Raw genomic sequence first — 17,969 nt, forward strand, 5'->3', positions numbered from 1 at the left:
CTTCGCCGCGGTGACGTCGCCGGGCCGGATGGAGGTCGTGCGGCGCAGCCCGACGGTGGTCCTGGACGCGCCCACCGTCGCGTCGTGTCCCGGCCGCTACGGCCTGCGGGCCGAGGTCACGCGGTAGACGTCGTAGACGCCCTCCACGCCCCGGACGGCCTTCAGGACGTGTCCGAGGTGCTTGGGGTCGCCCATCTCGAAGGTGAACCGCGAGGTGGCCACCCGGTCGCGGGAGGTCTGCACGGCCGCCGAGAGGATGTTGACGTGCTGGTCGGACAGGACGCGGGTGACGTCCGACAGCAGCCTGGACCGGTCCAGCGCCTCGACCTGGATGGCGACCAGGAAGACCGAGGACTGGGTGGGCGCCCACTCGACCTCCAGCATGCGCTCGGGCTCCTGGGAGAGGGAGTCCACGTTGACGCAGTCCGCGCGGTGAACCGATACGCCGCTGCCACGCGTGACGAAGCCGACGATCGGGTCGCCCGGTACCGGGGTGCAGCAGCGGGCCAGCTTGACCCACACGTCGTCGACGCCCTTGACGACGACGCCCGGGTCGGCGTTCTTGCGCCGGTTGCTGCGGCCGCGGGCGGGCGGGATGCTCTCCTCGATGTCCTCGTTGGCCGCCTCCTCGCCGCCGAGGGCCTGGACGAGCTTCTGTACGACGCCCTGCGCGGCCACGTGGCCCTCGCCGATCGCCGCGTACAGGGAGGAGATGTCGGGGTAGCGCATCTCGTGCGCGAGGGTGACCAGCGAGTCACCGGTCAGGATCCGCTGGATCGGCAGGTTCTGCTTGCGCATGGCCCGCGCGATGGCGTCCTTGCCCTGCTCGATGGCCTCGTCGCGGCGCTCCTTGGAGAACCAGCCGCGGATCTTGTTGCGGGCCCGCGGGGACTTGACGAAGCCCAGCCAGTCCCGTGACGGGCCGGCTCCCTCGGCCTTGGAGGTGAAGACCTCGACCAGGTCGCCGTTGTCGAGCGTGGACTCCAGCGGCACCAGGCGGCCGTTGACCCTGGCCCCTATCGTCCGGTGGCCGACCTCCGTGTGGACCGCGTACGCGAAGTCCACGGGGGTGGCGCCGGCCGGGAGCGCTATGACGTCGCCCTTGGGCGTGAAGACGAAGACCTCGTTGCGGGAGAGGTCGAAGCGCAGCGAGTCGAGGAACTCGCCGGGGTCCTCGGTCTCCTTCTGCCAGTCCAGGAGCTGGCGCAGCCAGGCCATGTCGTTGACGGTGTCCTGGCCGGCGCTGCCCTTGGCGGCCTGGGGGACGTCGGTGCGCACCTTGGAGGTGCCGGCGACGGTCTGCTGCTTGTACTTCCAGTGCGCGGCGATGCCGTACTCGGCCCGGCGGTGCATGTCGAAGGTGCGGATCTGGAGCTCGACCGGCTTGCCGCTGGGCCCGATGACCGTCGTGTGGAGCGACTGGTACATGTTGAACTTGGGCATCGCGATGTAGTCCTTGAACCGGCCGGGGACCGGGTTCCATCGCGCGTGCACCGTGCCGAGGGCGGCGTAGCAGTCCCGGACGGTGTCCACGAGGACGCGGATGCCGACCAGGTCGTAGATCTCCGCGAAGTCGCGGCCCCGGACGATCATCTTCTGGTAGACGCTGTAGTAGTGCTTGGGCCGGCCGGTGACGGTGGCCTTGATCCGGGCCGCCCGCAGGTCGGTCTGCACCTCGTCCGTGACGACGGCGAGGTACTCGTCCCGCTTGGGCGCGCGCTCGGCGACCAGCCGGACGATCTCGTCGTACATCTTGGGGTAGAGGATCGCGAAGGCGAGGTCCTCCAGCTCCCACTTGATGGTGTTCATGCCCAGCCGGTGCGCCAGCGGGGCGTAGATCTCAAGGGTCTCGCGGGCCTTCTTCTCCTGCTTCTCCCGCTTGAGGTAGCGCATGGTGCGCATGTTGTGCAGGCGGTCGGCGAGCTTGATGACCAGGACGCGCGGGTCCTTGGCCATCGCGACGACCATCTTGCGGACGGTCTCGGCCTGCGCGGCCTCGCCGAACTTGACCCGGTCGAGCTTGGTGACGCCGTCGACGAGCAGGGCCACGGCGTCGCCGAAGTCGCGGCGCAGGTCCTCCAGGCCGTACTCGGTGTCCTCGACGGTGTCGTGGAGCAGGCCGGCCATCAGGGTGGCGGGGTCCATGCCGAGCTCGGCGAGGATGGTCGTCACGGCGAGCGGGTGCGTGATGTACGGGTCGCCGCTCTTGCGCTTCTGGCCGCGGTGCCAGCGCTCGGCGACCTGGTACGCCTGTTCGAGCTGGCGCAGCGTCGACGTCTCGATCTTCGGGTCGTTGCCGCGAACGATGCGCAGGAGCGGTTCCAGTACCGGGTTGTACGGGTTGGAGCGCTGCACGCCGAGGCGGGCGAGCCGGGCCCGCACCCGGTTGGAGGACCCGGCCGACTTGCCCGGCGCGGGCTTGACCGCCGGGGCCGGAGCGGGCTTCACGGCCGGCGCGGGCTTGGCCGCGGTCTCCGGGGGCGCCGGCGGGGGCGCGGCGGCGGGCGCCGCGGGCGCCTCGGCCTGCGGGTCGGCCTGCGGGTCGGGCTGCGCGGCGGAGATTGGCTGGACCTCGTCTGGCAAGAGCGCTCCTCACGGGGGTCCCCCCGGACGGAGTCTGGGGGAGGATCCGGTGCCCCGGTCAGGTCCGGACATCCCATGGTAGCGAGGGTTCCCGTACCCCGTTCGCCTAGCCTCCGCCCGGGGCCGCCGGGGCCGGATCCGCCCCGCCGGACAGCGGCGGCGCACACGAAAGCGGCGGGCCCCCGGCGTGAACCGGGTGCCCGCCGCTCGTGGAGCGCGTGCTCAGACCACGATCAGGGCGTCCAGCGGGGCCCCGTCCAGGGCGCCGGCCAGCCTGGCCCGCCCCGGCAGGAACGACAGCTCCATCAGGACCGCCACCCCCGCGACGTCCGCCCCGGCCCGCCGGATGAGCTCCAGCGAGGCCCCGGCGGTGCCGCCGGTGGCCAGGACGTCGTCGATGACCATGACCCGGTCACCGGCCGACAGGTCCTCCGCGTGGACCTCGATCTCCGCGGTCCCGTACTCCAGCTCGTACGACTGCGCGAGCGTCGCGCCCGGCAGCTTTCCGGCCTTGCGCACCGGTACGAAGCCGATCCCGGCCTGCACCGCGACCGGGGCCGCCAGGATGAACCCGCGCGCCTCCAGTCCGACGATCTTCGTCGCGCCGTACCGCCCGGCCAGCTCCACGAGCGCGTCCGTCAGCGCGGCGAACGCCTTCGGGTCCGCCAGCAGCGGGGTGATGTCCTTGAACATCACGCCGGGCTTCGGGTAGTCCGGTACGTCCTTGATGCGGCTGAGCAGCAGCCCGCGCACGTCCTCGGTCAGCGCGGTCACCGGCGACGCCCCGGCCGGCCCGGCGCCACGGCCTCGGGCGCGTCACCGGCGCCGGCGTCGTAGCCGTCGTCCCCGGACTCGCCCCTGGCCGCCGCGCCCGCCCGCTTCGCGAGCACGCGCTTCTTCAGCGCCTTCATGGCCGGCTCGCGTTCCTTCAGGTCGACGACCAGCGGGGTCGCGATGAAGATCGAGGAGTACGCGCCGGCGGCGAGGCCGACGAACAGCGACAGCGAGATGTCGTTCAGCATGCCGGCGCCCAGGAAGCCGCCGCCGATGAACAGCAGGGCCCCGACGGGAAGCAGCGCGACGACCGTGGTGTTGATCGAGCGGACCAGGGTGCCGTTGATGCTGCGGTTGGCGATCTCGCTGTAGGTGAAGCGGGTCTGCTTGGTGATGTCCTTCGACCCCTCCTTGAGACCGTCGAAGACGACGACGGTGTCGTAGAGGGAGTAACCGAGGATCGTCAGCAGGCCGATGACCGTACCCGGGGTGACCTCGAAGCCGACCAGCGCGTAGACACCGACCGTGATCGTGAGGTCGTGGATCAGGGCGATCAGTGCCGCGACCGCCATGCGCCACTCGAAGGCGATGGCGAGGTAGATGACCACGAGGACCATGAAGATGCCGAGGCCGGTCCACGCCTTGTTCGCGATCTGGGAGCCCCAGCTGGGGCCGACCAGGTCGGCGTTGATGTCGGCCTCGTTGACCTTGAGGTCGGAGGCCAGCTGCTTCTTCACGTCGCTCGCGGCGGCGGTGTCCACACCGGAGATCTGGATCCGCAGGCCGCCGGTGCCGAGCTCCTGGACGATCGCGTCGTGCCCGGAGGCCGCTTCCGCGTCCTCCGTGGCCTTCGCGACCGAGACGGAGGTCTTCGGGGTGGTGAAGACGGCACCGCCCTTGAACTCGATCCCCATGTTGAGGCCCTGAACGGCCACGGCCACGATGGCCGTGATGGTGATCAGGATGGAAACGCCGTACCAGAGAAAGCGCTTGCCGACGAAGTCGTAGCCGACCTCACCGCGGTACAGCTTGGCGCCGAGATCTCCCAGCTTCGACATCTCTCACGCCTCCTTTGCGTCGACGGGGGCGGGGGCGGGACCGGTGCGGCGGGACCGGCGCAGCGGGGGCTTGGCGCCGAGCCGCTTCGGGTCCAGCCCGGACCACGGGTGGCCGCTGGAGAAGAACTTCGTCCGCGCCAGCAGCGTCATGACGGGCTTGGTGAAGAGGAACACCACGACGACGTCGAGCAGGGTCGTCAGACCCAGTGTGAAGGCGAAGCCCTGGACCTTGCCCACGGTGACGATGAAGAGCACCGCGGCGGCGAGGAACGACACGAAGTCGGAGACCAGGATCGTGCGCCGGGCACGCGGCCAGGCGCGCTCGACGGCCGGACGCAGGGTGCGGCCCTCGCGGATCTCGTCGCGGATTCGTTCGAAGTACACGATGAACGAGTCCGCTGTGATGCCGATGGCCACGATCGCCCCGCAGACGGCGGGCAGGTTCAGCGCGAAGCCGATGCCCTTTCCGAGGAGCGACATGATCGTGTAGGTGAGGACCGCGGACACCAGGAGGCTGATGATCGCGATGAACGCCAGGCCGCGGTAGTACACCAGCAGGTAGATCACGACGAGGAGCATGCCGATCGCACCGGCGATGAGGCCGGCGCGCAGCTGCTCGCTGCCGAGCGCGGCGGTGACGGTGGTGACGCTGTCCTCGCTGAAGGAGAGCGGCAGGGCGCCGTACGAGAGCATGTTGCCCAGGTCCTGCGCGGACTGCTGGGTGAAGCCGCCGGAGATCTGCGCGTTGCCGCCCATGATCGCGGAGGAGACCGACGGGTCGGAGACGACGTCGCCGTCGAGCACGATCGCGAACTGGTTCTGCGGCGGCTGCTTGGCGGAGAGCTCGCCGGTGACCTTCGCGAACGCGTCGCTGCCCTTGTCGTTGAAGTCCATCGTGACGATCCACTGACCCGACTGCGGGTCGATGACGCCCTTGGCGCTTTTGATGTCCTTGCCCTCTACGGCGGCCGGACCGAGCACCCACTTGCCCCAGGCCCCGCCGCGCTGCCCGCAGGCGAGCGTCGGCTCGGTGGGCTTGACGCCCTTGCCGACGGCGGCGCGCTGCGCCTCGTCGGTGCAGTCGAGGGTGGCGAACCGGGCCTGGAGATCGGCCGCGGCCGCCTCGTCACCGGTCGGCGGGGCCGACGCGGAGGGGGACGGGGCCTTGGTGTCGTCTGCCTTCTTCGACTCGCTCGCCGAGGGCGAGGGAGTGGGGGCGTTCGGGGCCTTGAGGGCCTCACTGAGCGCGCGGCCCTGGGAAGTGGCGCTGGACGACGGGGTGGCCGACGGAGAGGACTTGTTGCCGTCCTCGGCCTTGGGAGCGCCGGAGCCGCTGGCGGAGGGACTCGGGCTCGGGCTGCCCTCGGGAGCGGCGGGGGCGCCGTCCGCGAAGGCGATCACCGGGCGGAAGTAGAGCTGGGCGGTGGTACCGACCTGCTCGCGCGCCTGCTTCTCGTTCATCCCCTTGGGGATGTTGACGATGATGTGGTCGCGGCCCTGGGTCTGGACCTCGGCCTCGGAGACGCCGAGACCGTTGACGCGGCGCTCGATGATGCCGACCGCCGTGTTCATGTTGGTCTCGTTGATCGCGTCCGGCTTGCCGGGCTCGCTCTTGGCCTTGAGCGTGATGCTCGTGCCGCCGGCGAGGTCGATGCCGAGCCGGGGAGTCGTCTGGTCCGAGACGAACATCCCCGCGGTGAGCGCCACCATCGCGATCAGGATGATCGCCAGGGCACGCCCCGGCCTCCCCTGAGCCCCCGTGGGCCGCCGGCCCTTCTTCGGTGCTGCCACCTTGTCGTTTCTCCCTGTCCAACCGCCCCGCGCCGGGTCAGCGCGCGGACGGCCACGAAATGTGTGGTGGGGACCCCTGCCCCCCGCAGAAGTGGGTCACTGACCGGGACCGCGACGGCCGCCGGTCAGGCGCCCCGCGGTCCCGGACCGCGCGCTACTTCGCGCCGGCCTCGCCGTCGGCCTTGCCGTCCTTGGGCTCGTCGCCGGGCTCGTCGACCGGGCCCTCCTTCTTGCCGAGGTCGAGCTTGGGAGCCTCGTCCTCGTGCTTCGTGAGGTCCGCCTTCGGCGTCCCGGTGAGCGAGGACGCGTCGTCGGCGACGACCGGCGTGTCGTTCTCGGCGTCGGCGACGACGCCGTGGACGATGCGGTTGTACTCCTCGTCCTCCAGTACGGCGCCGATGGAGTTCTTCGCGTAGATGGCGTGGACGCCGGGAGCCACCTCGAGGGTGACGGTGTCGTCGCCGAGCTCCTTCACCGTGGCGTACATGCCGCCGATGGTGCGGACACCGGTGCCGGGCGTCATTTCGTTGCGCATCTGCGCGGCCGCCTGCTGCTTCTTCTTGGCGGAGCGGGTCATCAGGAACATCGCCCCGATGAGCACGATGAACGGGAGGAGTGTCACGAGATTCACGGGACGGAGATCCTTCGCACGACCGCACGCGGACGGCGGCCTTTTTACGGGGGGTGGGCATGTCGACCCGGAGGGTCGGCATCGGCGGAGTCTAGGCGAGTCCGCACCGATGGAACAACGCCCAGCATGGCATCGCAGTTCCTGAGGGGGCGAACGTCCGCGCCGTCAGGCCCCGAACAAGCCCTGTTGTCCGCTTGATCCGCTCCCGCCGTGCTGCGGCGGTACGAGTCCCAGGTGGGCCCATGCGGCGGGCGTCGCCACCCGTCCCCTGGGCGTGCGCGCCAGCAGGCCCTCGCGCACCAGGAACGGTTCCGCGACCTCTTCGACGGTCTCCCGCTCCTCGCCCACGGCCACGGCCAGGGTCGACAGGCCGACCGGACCGCCGCCGAAGAGCTTGAGCAGGGCCTCCAGCACGCCCCGGTCGAGCCGGTCGAGCCCGCGCTCGTCCACCTCGTAGACCTTGAGGGCGGTGCCCGCGACCTCGCGGTTGATCACGCCGTCCGCGCGGACCTGGGCGTAGTCGCGCACCCGGCGCAGCAGGCGGTTGGCGATGCGCGGGGTGCCGCGGGAACGACCGGCGATCTCCGCGGCGCCCGCGGTGTCGATCTCCACGTCGAGGAGGCCGGCGGAGCGGTGGATGACGCGCTCCAGTTCCTCGGGGGCGTAGAACTCCATGTGGCCCGTGAAGCCGAAGCGGTCGCGCAGCGGCGGGGGCAGCAGGCCGGCCCGGGTGGTGGCGCCGACGAGGGTGAAGGGCGGCAGTTCCAGGGGGATGGCGGTGGCCCCGGGGCCCTTGCCGACGATCACGTCGACGCGGAAGTCCTCCATGGCCATGTAGAGCATCTCCTCGGCGGGCCGCGACATGCGGTGGATCTCGTCGAGGAAGAGGACCTCGCCCTCCTGGAGGGAGGAGAGGATCGCGGCGAGGTCGCCGGCGTGCTGGATCGCGGGGCCCGAGGTGATGCGGATGGGAGCGCCCATCTCCGCGGCGATGATCATCGACAGGGTCGTCTTGCCGAGGCCGGGCGCGCCGGACAGCAGGACGTGGTCGGCGGTGGCCCCGCGCTGCCGGGCGGCCTTGAGGACCAGGTCCAGCTGCTGGCGGACCTTCTCCTGGCCGACGAACTCCCCGAGGTCCTTGGGCCGCAGGGCCGCCTCCACGGCGGTGTCCTCGCCGTCCGCGGCGGCCTCGACGATCCGTGCCTCGTCCTCGGCGGTGGTGTCGTCGTCCCAGTTCACGGTGTCAGTCTGCCTTCTCGGTTGCTGCGGTTGCTGCGAGGGCCGCCCCTACGGCCGGCCGGGGGAACGCGCCTGCGGGGCCCGTACGCGGACGGCGGCGGGCCGGCCGCTAGCGGGCCCGGTTCAGGGACTGCAGGGCCGCCCGCAGGAGCTGCGGTACGGGGGCCTGGCCGCCGGCCGCGATGGCCTCCTCGGCCTGCGGGGTGACCGCGGAGACGGCTTCCTCCGCGTCGCGCGCGGCGTACCCCAGCCCGATCAGGGCCGCGGCGAGCTGCTCGGTCCAGGGCGCGGGACCGGTCGCCACCGCCCGCTGGGCGCCGACGAGGCCGCTGGTGCCCAGCGGGGCGCCCAGCTTGTCCTTGAGGTCCAGCAGCAGCTTCTGGGCGCCCTTCTTGCCGATGCCCGGCACCGCCGTCAGCGCCTTCTCGTCGCCCGTCGAGACGGCGGTGCGCAGCGCGTCCGGCCGGTGCACGCCGAGCATCGCCTGCGCCAGCCTCGGACCGACCCCGCTCGCGGTCTGCAGCACCTCGAAGACCTGCCGCTCGTCGTCGTCGGCGAATCCGTACAGGGTGAGCGAGTCCTCCCGTACGACCAGGGAGGTGGCCAGCCGGGCCGGCTCGCCGGTGCGCAGACCGGCGATGGTGTGCGGCGTGCAGTGCACGGCCATGCCCACTCCCCCGACCTCGATCACGGCCAGGGCGGGGGCGAGCGCGGCGACCGGGCCGCTGACGAAGGCGATCATCGGGTACGGCCTTTCGAGGCGTGCAGGGCGACCGCCTGCTGGAGGCGGTTCTGGGCGGGGGCCCGCCAGATGTGGCAGATGGCGAGGGCGAGGGCGTCGGCGGCGTCGGCGGGTTTCGGCGGCTCGGCGAGCCGCAGCAGCCGGGTGACCATGGCGCCGACCTGGGCCTTGTCGGCGCGGCCGCTGCCGGTGACGGCGGCCTTGACCTCGCTCGGGGTGTGCAGGGCGACCGGGATGCCGCGGCGGGCGGCGCACAGCATGGCGACGGCGCTCGCCTGGGCGGTGCCCATCACGGTGCTCACGTTGTGCTGGCTGAACACCCGCTCCACGGCGACGACTTCGGGCCGGTGCGCGTCGAGCCACTCCTCGATGCCCCGCTCGATCGCGACGAGCCGCAGGCCGAGCTCGGCGTCGGCGGGCGTCCGTACGACGCCCACCGCGCGCATGGTCAGGGGACGGCCGGCGACACCCTCGACGACGCCGACGCCGCACCGCGTCAGCCCCGGGTCCACACCGAGTACGCGCACCCTGCCCCCTGTCCGTTCGATCGCCCGTCCGTGTGCGTGCAGGCTATCCGGCGCCACTGACATCGCGCACAACACGACGGCGGGCCGCCGGGGTGTGTCCCCGTCGGCCCGCCGTTCGCACGGTGTCGGCGGACGCGTTACGCGTCGACCTTCTCCATGACCTCGTCGGAGACGTCGAAGTTGGCGAAGACGTTCTGCACGTCGTCGCTGTCCTCCAGCGCGTCGATGAGCTTGAAGATCTTGCGCGCGCCCTCCTCGTCCAGCTCGACCTGCATGGTCGGCAGGAAGTTGGAGTCGGCCGAGTCGTAGTCGATGCCGGCCTGCTGGAGCGCCGTGCGGACCGCGACCATGTCGGTGGCCTCGCTGATGATCTCGAAGCTCTCGCCGAGGTCGTTGACCTCCTCGGCGCCCGCCTCGAGCACCGTCTCCAGGACGTCGTCCTCGGACAGTTCGCCCTTGGGGAGCAGGACGACGCCCTTGCGGTTGAACAGGTAGGAGACCGAACCCGGGTCGGCCATGGAGCCGCCGTTGCGGGTCATGGCGACCCGGACGTCGGACGCGGCGCGGTTGCGGTTGTCGGTGAGGCACTCGATGAGCACCGCGACGCCGTTCGGGCCGTAGCCCTCGTACATGATCGTCTCGTAGTCGGCGCCGCCGGCCTCGAGGCCGCCGCCGCGCTTGACCGCGGAGTCGATGTTCTTGTTCGGGACCGAGCTCTTCTTGGCCTTCTGGATGGCGTCGAAGAGCGTCGGGTTGCCGTCGATGTCGGCGCCGCCCATACGGGCCGCGACCTCGATGTTCTTGATCAGCTTCGCGAAGAGCTTGCCGCGCTTGGCGTCGACCACGGCCTTCTTGTGCTTCGTCGTAGCCCATTTAGAGTGGCCGGACATCTGCCTGTCTCCTTCGCGTCACCAACAGTGTTCGCCACAGATCCTACCGGGACGGCGTTACAGCCCCGCGCGCACCATGTCGACGAAGTACGCGTGAACACGGTCGTCGCCGGTCAGTTCCGGGTGGAAGGACGTGGCGAGCACGTTCCCCTGCCGCACCGCGACCGTGTGGCCGTCGTACGTGGCGAGCACCTCGGCCGAGGCGCCGACCGACTCTACCCACGGGGCGCGGATGAAGACACCCTCGACCGGGTCGCCGGTGATGCCGGCGAAGTCGATCCGCGCTTCGAAGGACTCGTTCTGGCGGCCGAAGGCGTTGCGGCGGACGATCATGTCGATCCCGCCGAGCGTCTCCTGGTCCTCACGGCCGTCCAGGAGCTTGTCCGCCAGCATGATCATGCCGGCGCAGGTGCCGTAGACCGGCATCCCGGCCCGCACGCGCTCGCGCAGCGGCTCCAGCATGCCGAACAGCACCGCGAGCTTGGACATGGTCGTGGACTCGCCGCCGGGGATCACCAGGGCGTCGACCTCGGCGAGCTCCTCGGGACGCCGGACCGGCCTGGCCACGGCGTCCGCCGCGGCCAGGGCGATCAGGTGCTCCCGTACGTCGCCCTGCAGGGCGAGCACCCCGATCACGGGGTTGCCGGGGGTGGGGGTCATCTCCGGTTACCAGCCGCGGTTGGCGTAGCGCTCGGACTCGGGGAGGGTGTCGCAGTTGATGCCGACCATGGCCTCGCCCAGGTTGCGGGAGGCGTCCGCGATGATCTTCGGGTCGTCGAAGAAGGTGGTGGCCTTCACGATGGCGGCGGCACGCTTGGCGGGGTCGCCCGACTTGAAGATGCCGGAGCCGACGAAGACGCCCTCGGCGCCGAGCTGGCGCATCAGGGCGGCGTCGGCCGGGGTGGCGACGCCACCGGCGGAGAACAGCACGACCGGGAGCTTGCCGAGCTCGGCGACCTCCTTGACGAGCTCGTACGGGGCGCGCAGCTCCTTGGCCGCGGCGAAGAGCTCGTTGTTGTCGTAACCGCGCAGGCGGGCGATCTCGTTCTTGATCTGGCGCAGGTGACGGACGGCCTCGACCACGTTGCCGGTGCCGGCCTCGCCCTTGGAGCGGATCATGGCCGCGCCCTCGGCGATGCGGCGCAGGGCCTCGCCCAGGTTGGTGGCGCCACAGACGAAGGGGGTGGTGTACGCCCACTTGTCGGAGTGGTTGACCTCGTCGGCCGGGGTCAGGACCTCGGACTCGTCGATGTAGTCGACGCCGAGGGACTGGAGCACCTGGGCCTCGACGAAGTGGCCGATGCGGGACTTGGCCATGACCGGGATCGAGACGGCCTCGATGATCTCTTCGATCATGTTCGGGTCGGACATGCGGGCGACCCCGCCGTCCTTGCGGATGTCGGCCGGGACCCGCTCGAGGGCCATGACGGCCACGGCGCCGGCGTCCTCGGCGATCTTCGCCTGCTCGGCGTTGACCACGTCCATGATCACGCCGCCCTTGAGCTGCTCGGCCATGCCGCGCTTGACGCGGGAGGTGCCGATCGCCGACTCGGCGGACTGGGGGGAGGTGGGAAGCGTGCTCACGGGTTGACCTCACTCGGAAGGGAAGACGCGACTACTACCCGGCCGAGACAACCCCACTGACCAGTCCACAGCAAGGGCCAATGTGTAGCCGGTGGCTCCCCGACTTGTCCGCCGCGGCCCTGGACCGCTCCCCCTACGGCCGGATTCCGGCGGTCGGGGCCGCTCTAGACGGGCCGGTCCGCGAGGTACGCCGGGGGCTCGTCGTCCATCTCGAAGGCGAGCGGGAAGGGTGCGTGCCCGGCCAGCCGGAACCAGCGGACCTTGCGGTGCCTGCGCAGGGCGCGGGCGGCCCGTACGGCGTCGTTGTGGAACCGCCGGGCCATGGGCACCCGGCGCACGGCCGCCGCCAGGTCCTCGGTGGCCTCGGCCCCGCCCGGGGCCGCCTTGAGCACGTCCACCTGGTCGGCGTCGGCGAAGACGGCCCGCAGCGCCTGGCTGAGCTCGCTCTCGGCGACCTCCCGGTGCTCCTCCTCGGCCTGCCGGGCGGCGTGCGCGGACTCGTACAGCACGAGGGAGGAGGCGGGGTCGAGGACGCCGGAGGTGGCCACCTCCAGCACCACGGAGGCACGCCGGACGAGCTGGGCGTCGAGGGCGGCCCGCGCGGCGTCCATGCGCGAGTGCAGCCGGTCCAGCCGGCCGGCGGTCCAGCTGAGGTAGACCCCGATGACACCGAGCGCCAGGGCAATCCAGACAAGGGTTTCGATCACGGGCCGCGACTCTACCGGCCCCCGCCCCGGCCCCGGTCAGCGCAGGCGGGCCGGGCGGAGCGCCACCGGGCCCGGTGTGGCCGCGGGAGCCGCCGGGGCCGCAGAGGCCGCAGAGGCCGCAGAGGCCGCAGAGGCCCACCGTCGCCGCCGTCAGGCGTCGCGGGAGAGGCCGAGCCGGGTGCGGAGGGGGACGCGTTCGTCCTCGGCCACCGCCGCCGAGCCGTCCGTCACCGTCTCGTACACGGCCAGGATGTCCGCGGCGACCGTCGACCAGTCGAAGCGGCGCACGTGCGCCGAGCCGCGGTCGCCCAGTTCGGCGCGCCGGGCCGGGTCCCGCAGGAGGGTGATCGCGCCGGCCGCGAGGGCGTCGGCGTTCTCGTTGGCGAAGAGGTCTCCGGCCCCGCCCTGGTCCAGGACCTGCGCGAAGGCGTCCAGGTCCGAGGCCAGCACCGCCGCGCCCGCCGACAGGGCCTCGACGAGGATGATGCCGAAGCTCTCGCCGCCGGTGTTGGGGGCGACGTACACGTCCACGCTGCGCAGCAGCCGTGCCTTGTCCTCGTCCGAGACCATGCCGAGGAACTCCACCCGCCCCCGCAGGTCCGCGGGCAGGGACGCGACCGCCTCCTCCTCGTCGCCGCGGCCGGCGACCAGCAGGCGTACGTCCGGGCAGGACTCCACGATCTTCGGGAAGGCCGCCATCAGCACCGGCAGGCCCTTGCGGGGCTCGTCGATGCGGCCGATGAAGCCGAGCGTCTGCCCGCCCCACTCGGCCTTGGGCTCGGCCTTGGCGAAGAAGTCCACGTCGACCCCGTTCGGGATCACCACCGCGTCCCCGCCGAGGTGCTCCACCAGCGTGCGCCGCGCGTACTCGCTCACCGCGATCCGGGCGCTGATCTTCTCCAGCGCCGGCTGGAGGATCGGGTACGCGGCGATCATCGCCCGCGAGCGCGGGTTGGAGGTGTGGAAGGTGGCCACGATCGGGCCCTGCGCCGCCCAGCAGGCCAGCAGTCCCAGGGAGGGCGAGGCGGGCTCGTGGATGTGGAGGACGTCGAAGACGCCGTCGTGCAGCCAGCGGCGCACCCGGGCCGCCGAGAGGAAGCCGAAGTTCAGCCGGGCCACCGACCCGTTGTACGGCACCGGCACCGCCCGTCCCGCCGGGACCACGTACGGCGGCAGCGGGGTCTCGTCGTCGGCCGGGGCCAGTACCGACACCTCGTGGCCGAGACGGATCAGGTGCTCCGCCAGGTCGCGGATGTGGAACTGGACGCCGCCCGGCACGTCCCACGAGTACGGACACACGATGCCGATCTTCACTACGGGCGCTCCTCCAGGTCGTCGAGCCACAGGCGCTGGAGCATGTGCCAGTCCTGCGGGTGTTCCGCGATGCCCCCCGCGAAGGCGTCCGCGACCGCCTGCGTCATCACGGCGGCCTTCTCGGTCCGGGTACCCGTCTTCGGCACCTCCACCTCGGGGTGGATGCGCCCGTACATCTGCGGCGCGTCCCCGTAGTACAGGGTGGCGGGGAGCAGGACCGCGCCCGTCTGCTGCGCGAGCAGCGCCGGTCCGGCCGGCATGCGCGCGGTGGCGCCGAAGAAGTCCACCTCGACCCCGGACGCGGAGAGGTCCCGGTCGGCGACGAGGCAGACCAGGCCGCCGGAGCGGAGCCGTCGGGCCAGGGTGCCGAAGGCGGCGCCGCCGTTGTGGGGCAAGACCTCCATCCCGAGGCTCTCGCGGTAGGCCACGAAGCGGTCGTAGAGGGATTCGGGCTTGAGGCGTTCGGCGACCGTGGTGAACGGCACCCCGATGTGGCCGGTGGCCCAGGCGCCGGCGAGGTCCCAGTTGGCCAGGTGCGGCAGGGCGACGACGACCCCGCGGCCGGAGGCGAGGGCCTCGCGCAGGATGTGGTCGTCCTTCATCAGCACGTCGGTGCCGAACCGCTTCGGATCCATGGTGGGCAGCCGGAACGATTCCATCCAGTACCGCATGTAGGAGCGCATGCCGGCCTTGGACAGCTCGCGCAGCTGCTGCGGACCGGCGTCCGGCACCACGCGGGCCAGGTTGGACTCCAGCCGCAGCACGCTCTTGCCGCGGCGCTTCCAGGCGAAGTCCGCGATCCGGCGGCCGAGGGCGACCGCGGCCGGTTCGGGCAGTTTCTTGACGCCGGCCCAGCCGAGCCCGTAGAGCCCGTCGACCAGCTTGTCCTGTGCGGTGCCCATCAGGCGGCGCCCCCTTCGGCGGCGGCCGCGGCGGCGTCGGCCTCGGCGGCTTCGCGGCGTACGGTGACCACCCGCTGGATCAGCGTGACGAGGGAGCCCACGGCGACGGTCCACAGCGCGACCGGCAGCAGGACGCCGATCCACGACGGCGCCCCGAAGACCGTCAGGCCGGAGAGCCCGGCCGCGACCAGCGAGATGACCAGCCGCTCGGCCCGCTCGATGAGTCCGTTGACGGCGACCGGGAGCCCGATCGACTCGCCCCGGGCCTTGGTGTAGGAGACCACCTGGCCGCTGGCCAGGCAGAAGATCGCGACGGCGCAGAGCGCGTTGTCGTTCCCGGAGCCCGCGTACCAGAGCGCGAGCCCGCCGAAGATCGCCGCGTCCGCGACCCGGTCGAGGGTGGAGTCGAGGAAGGCGCCCCAGCGGCTGGAGACACCGGCCTGGCGGGCCATGTTCCCGTCCACGAGGTCGGAGAAGACGAAGAGGGTGATCGTGATCGTGCCCCAGAAGAACTCGCCCCGGGGGAAGAAGACCAGCGCTCCCGCCGCCACTCCGGCCGTGCCGATCAGGGTGACCGCGTCCGGACTCACCCCCCGCCGGAGCAGAAATGCGGCGAATGGCGTGAGAACACGCGTGAAGAATGCACGCGCGTACTTGTTCAGCATGGCCTTCCCGGAGGGTCGCTGGGCCGCACGGCCACCACGGCCACCGGCTGGCCCATCGTAGCCAGCACGCCGCCTCCCGGACGCCGCGCACCCACCGGTTCGGGCCGCGGGGGCCGTACTTCATCCCTCCGCCGCCTCCCGGTGCGCCACCGGTACGCCCCCGGTACGACGTATGGACGCGGTGTGACACCGGTGCAAAGCTCGAAGGACCCCGTATCCCTCCTCACCGTCACCATCGGGAGGCACGAGCACCATGGGAGCCACATCACACCCATCCGGAGCCGCCGGCAGGGCACTGACGGCCGACCGCCCCTCCTCCGTACGGAACGTCGTGCTGGTCGGCCACAGCGGGTCGGGCAAGACCACCCTCGTCGAGGCCCTGGCCCTGACCGCCGGAGCCGTGAACCGGGCCGGCCGGGTCGAGGACGGCGCCACGGTCTCCGACTACGACGAGATCGAGCACCGACGCCGGCGCTCCGTCCAGTTGTCGCTCGTCCCGGTCGCCTGGGACGGAATCAAGATCAATATCCTGGACACTCCGGGATACGCCGACTTCGTCGGAGAGCTCAGGGCCGGTCTGCGCGCCGCGGACGCGGCCCTCTTCGTCGTCTCGGCCGCGGACGGCGCCGAGGGGCTGTCCGGGGCCACCCGCGCGGTCTGGGACGAGTGCGCGGCCGTCGGGATGCCCCGCGCGATCGTCGTCACCCACCTGGAGGCCGCCCGCGCCGACTACGGCCGGATGGCGTCCGTCTGCGGCGACGCCTTCGGCGCCGACGACCCCGACGCCGTCATCCCGCTCTACCTGCCCCGGTACGGCCCCGCGGGCCCCGACGGGCACGCCCCCGTCACCGGACTCCTCGGCCTGCTCTCGCGGCGGGCGTACGACTACTCCTCCGGCGAGCGCGCCGAGCGCGACCCGGACCCGGCCGAGCGGGCCCTCATCGACGCGGCCCGCTCCCGGCTGATCGAGGGGATCATCGCCGAGAGCGAGGACGAGGGCCTCATGGACCGCTACCTCGGCGGCGAGGACATCGACCTCGGGACCCTCGTCGACGACCTGGAGCGCGCCGTCGCGCGCGGCACCTTCCACCCCGTCCTGATGGCCGCCCCCGCCGCCGACGGCGCCCGCCAGGGCCTGGGCACCGTGGAACTCCTCGAACTCGTGACCGGCGGCTTCCCCACCCCGCTGGAGCGGGCCGCCCTCGTCGTCACCGCGCCCGACGGCGCCGCCCGCCCGGACGTCACCTGCGATCCCGACGGCCCGCTCGTCGCCGAGGTCGTCAAGACCTCCTCCGACCCGTACGTCGGCCGGGTCTCCCTCGTCCGCGTCTTCTCCGGCACCCTGCGCCCCGAGGCGACCGTCCATGTCTCGGGCCACGGCCTCGCCGACCGCGGCCACGAGGACCACGACCTCCAGGAGCGCATCGGCACCCTCACCTCCCCCTTCGGCAAGCAGCAGCGGAGCCTGGACCGGTGCATCGCCGGCGACCTCGCCTGCGTGGCCAAGCTGACCCGCGCCGAGACCGGCGACACCCTCTCCGCCAAGGAGCGCCCGCTCCTCATGGCGCCCTGGCCCATGCCGGACCCGCTGCTCCCCCTCGCCGTCGAGGCCCACGGCAAGGCCGACGAGGACAAGCTCTCCCAGGGCCTGGCCCGGCTGGTCGCCGAGGACCCGACCCTGCGGCTGGAACACAACCCGCACACCCGCCAGCTCGTCCTGTGGTGCCTGGGCGAGGCCCACCAGGAGGTCACCCTGGAGCGGCTGCGCACCCGGTACGGCGTCCAGGTCGACCCGGTCCCGTACCGGGTCAGCCTGCGCGAGACCTTCGGCGCCAGGGCCGCCGGGCGCGGGCGCCACGTGAAGCAGTCCGGCGGCCACGGCCAGTTCGCGATCTGCGAGATCGAGGTGGAGCCGCTCCCGCCCGGCAGCGGCGTCGAGTTCGTCGACCGGGTCGTCGGCGGGTCCGTGCCCCGGCAGTTCATCCCGTCCGTGGAGAAGGGCGTACGCGCCCAGGCCGCCCGCGGGGTCGCCGCCGGCCATCCGCTGGTCGACGTGCGCGTCACCCTCCTCGACGGCAAGGCGCACTCGGTGGACTCCTCCGACGCCGCCTTCCAGACCGCCGGCGCGCTCGCCCTGCGCGAGGCGGCCGCCGGGGCCCGGATCGACCTCCTCGAACCGGTCGCCGAGCTCTCCGTCGTCGTCCCCGACGAGTACGTCGGCCCGGTGATGAGCGACCTCGCGGGCCGCCGCGGCCGTGTCGTCGGCACCGAGCAGGCCGGCCCGGGGCGCACCCGCGTGCGCGCCGAGGTCCCCGAGATCGAGATCGGCCGCTACGCCGTCGAGCTGCGCTCCGTCTCCCACGGCACCGGCGGCTTCGCCCGGTCCTACGTGCGCCACGAACCCGTGCCGTCCCACATCGCGGACCAGGTGCGCGAACAGACCGGGAAGGGAAGTCAGTTGGTGTAGCACCGGATCGGCCGCCCAGCCAACCCGCTTGCGGTGGGCGGCATTTCCCTGTCCCATGACCATGGGGCGGAATCCGCCGATAAGCTCGTCGGCGC

The 17,969-nt window shown here is 72.0% G+C and carries 16 protein-coding genes; 1 reads left to right on the forward strand and 15 read right to left on the reverse strand.

The genetic code is table 11. The annotated features are described in order from the left end of the window. Window positions 1-96: 96 nt before the first annotated feature. The 15 genes from ABT106_RS20135 to pgsA all read right to left on the reverse strand — a co-directional run bounded on the left by ABT106_RS20135 (window position 97) and on the right by pgsA (window position 15,407). Complete coding sequence (locus tag ABT106_RS20135) at window positions 97-2,583, reverse strand: RelA/SpoT family protein (RefSeq protein WP_351279104.1); 2,487 nt, start codon at window positions 2,581-2,583, stop codon at window positions 97-99. 222 nt (window positions 2,584-2,805) lie between these two features. After that, on the reverse strand, window positions 2,806-3,357 hold the full coding sequence (locus ABT106_RS20140; protein ID WP_351279106.1) for an adenine phosphoribosyltransferase: 552 nt from the start codon (window positions 3,355-3,357) through the stop codon (window positions 2,806-2,808). Further along, window positions 3,354-4,415 carry a protein translocase subunit SecF gene (gene secF / locus ABT106_RS20145; protein ID WP_351279108.1) on the reverse strand — a complete coding sequence of 354 codons (1,062 nt, stop codon included), beginning with the start codon at window positions 4,413-4,415 and terminating at the stop codon, window positions 3,354-3,356. Before secF ends, ABT106_RS20140 begins: the two co-directional genes overlap by 4 nt. A gap of 3 nt (window positions 4,416-4,418) precedes the next feature. Further along, window positions 4,419-6,206 (reverse strand): protein translocase subunit SecD, encoded by a 1,788-nt coding sequence (secD, locus tag ABT106_RS20150; protein WP_351279111.1) that lies wholly within the window; start codon window positions 6,204-6,206, stop codon window positions 4,419-4,421. Between the two features lie 154 nt (window positions 6,207-6,360). Then, a complete protein-coding gene (gene yajC, locus ABT106_RS20155) occupies window positions 6,361-6,837 on the reverse strand; it encodes a preprotein translocase subunit YajC (RefSeq protein ID WP_351279114.1) in 477 nt (158 codons plus the stop codon). A 165-nt stretch (window positions 6,838-7,002) separates the two neighbouring features. Then, window positions 7,003-8,076 (reverse strand): Holliday junction branch migration DNA helicase RuvB, encoded by a 1,074-nt coding sequence (gene ruvB, locus ABT106_RS20160; RefSeq protein WP_267722834.1) that lies wholly within the window; start codon window positions 8,074-8,076, stop codon window positions 7,003-7,005. Window positions 8,077-8,185: 109 nt separating this feature from the next. Beyond that, window positions 8,186-8,818, reverse strand: a complete 633-nt coding sequence (gene ruvA / locus ABT106_RS20165) for a Holliday junction branch migration protein RuvA (protein WP_351279118.1) — start codon at window positions 8,816-8,818, stop codon at window positions 8,186-8,188. Further along, on the reverse strand, window positions 8,815-9,345 hold the full coding sequence (gene ruvC / locus ABT106_RS20170) for a crossover junction endodeoxyribonuclease RuvC (protein WP_351279120.1): 531 nt from the start codon (window positions 9,343-9,345) through the stop codon (window positions 8,815-8,817). Before ruvC ends, ruvA begins: the two co-directional genes overlap by 4 nt. 137 nt (window positions 9,346-9,482) lie before the next feature. Then, window positions 9,483-10,235, reverse strand: coding sequence for a YebC/PmpR family DNA-binding transcriptional regulator (locus ABT106_RS20175; RefSeq protein ID WP_328297664.1), 753 nt, complete (start codon window positions 10,233-10,235; stop codon window positions 9,483-9,485). A gap of 57 nt (window positions 10,236-10,292) precedes the next feature. Continuing rightward, window positions 10,293-10,895 carry a pyridoxal 5'-phosphate synthase glutaminase subunit PdxT gene (pdxT, locus tag ABT106_RS20180; protein ID WP_351279124.1) on the reverse strand — a complete coding sequence of 201 codons (603 nt, stop codon included), beginning with the start codon at window positions 10,893-10,895 and terminating at the stop codon, window positions 10,293-10,295. Between the two features lie 6 nt (window positions 10,896-10,901). Then, window positions 10,902-11,819: a pyridoxal 5'-phosphate synthase lyase subunit PdxS gene (pdxS, locus tag ABT106_RS20185; RefSeq protein WP_267722827.1), complete on the reverse strand. Its 918-nt coding sequence runs from the start codon at window positions 11,817-11,819 to the stop codon at window positions 10,902-10,904. A 164-nt stretch (window positions 11,820-11,983) separates the two neighbouring features. Further along, a complete protein-coding gene (locus ABT106_RS20190; RefSeq protein WP_351279127.1) occupies window positions 11,984-12,526 on the reverse strand; it encodes a LemA family protein in 543 nt (180 codons plus the stop codon). 150 nt (window positions 12,527-12,676) lie between these two features. Continuing rightward, on the reverse strand, window positions 12,677-13,840 hold the full coding sequence (locus tag ABT106_RS20195; RefSeq protein WP_351279129.1) for a glycosyltransferase family 4 protein: 1,164 nt from the start codon (window positions 13,838-13,840) through the stop codon (window positions 12,677-12,679). Beyond that, window positions 13,840-14,742 (reverse strand): phosphatidylinositol mannoside acyltransferase, encoded by a 903-nt coding sequence (locus tag ABT106_RS20200; protein WP_351279131.1) that lies wholly within the window; start codon window positions 14,740-14,742, stop codon window positions 13,840-13,842. The genes ABT106_RS20195 and ABT106_RS20200 overlap by 1 nt, the downstream gene beginning before the upstream one ends. Continuing rightward, a complete protein-coding gene (gene pgsA / locus ABT106_RS20205) occupies window positions 14,742-15,407 on the reverse strand; it encodes a phosphatidylinositol phosphate synthase (RefSeq protein ID WP_351279133.1) in 666 nt (221 codons plus the stop codon). The genes ABT106_RS20200 and pgsA overlap by 1 nt, the downstream gene beginning before the upstream one ends. 253 nt (window positions 15,408-15,660) lie before the next feature. On the opposite strand from pgsA, the gene ABT106_RS20210 reads away from it, so the two are divergent. Beyond that, window positions 15,661-17,874: an elongation factor G-like protein EF-G2 gene (locus tag ABT106_RS20210; protein ID WP_351279135.1), complete on the forward strand. Its 2,214-nt coding sequence runs from the start codon at window positions 15,661-15,663 to the stop codon at window positions 17,872-17,874. The last annotated feature ends 95 nt before the right edge of the window (window positions 17,875-17,969 follow it).

Source organism: Streptomyces sp. NPDC002044 (assembly GCF_040296725.1).
Classification (GTDB): Bacteria; Actinomycetota; Actinomycetes; order Streptomycetales; family Streptomycetaceae; genus Streptomyces; species Streptomyces antarcticus.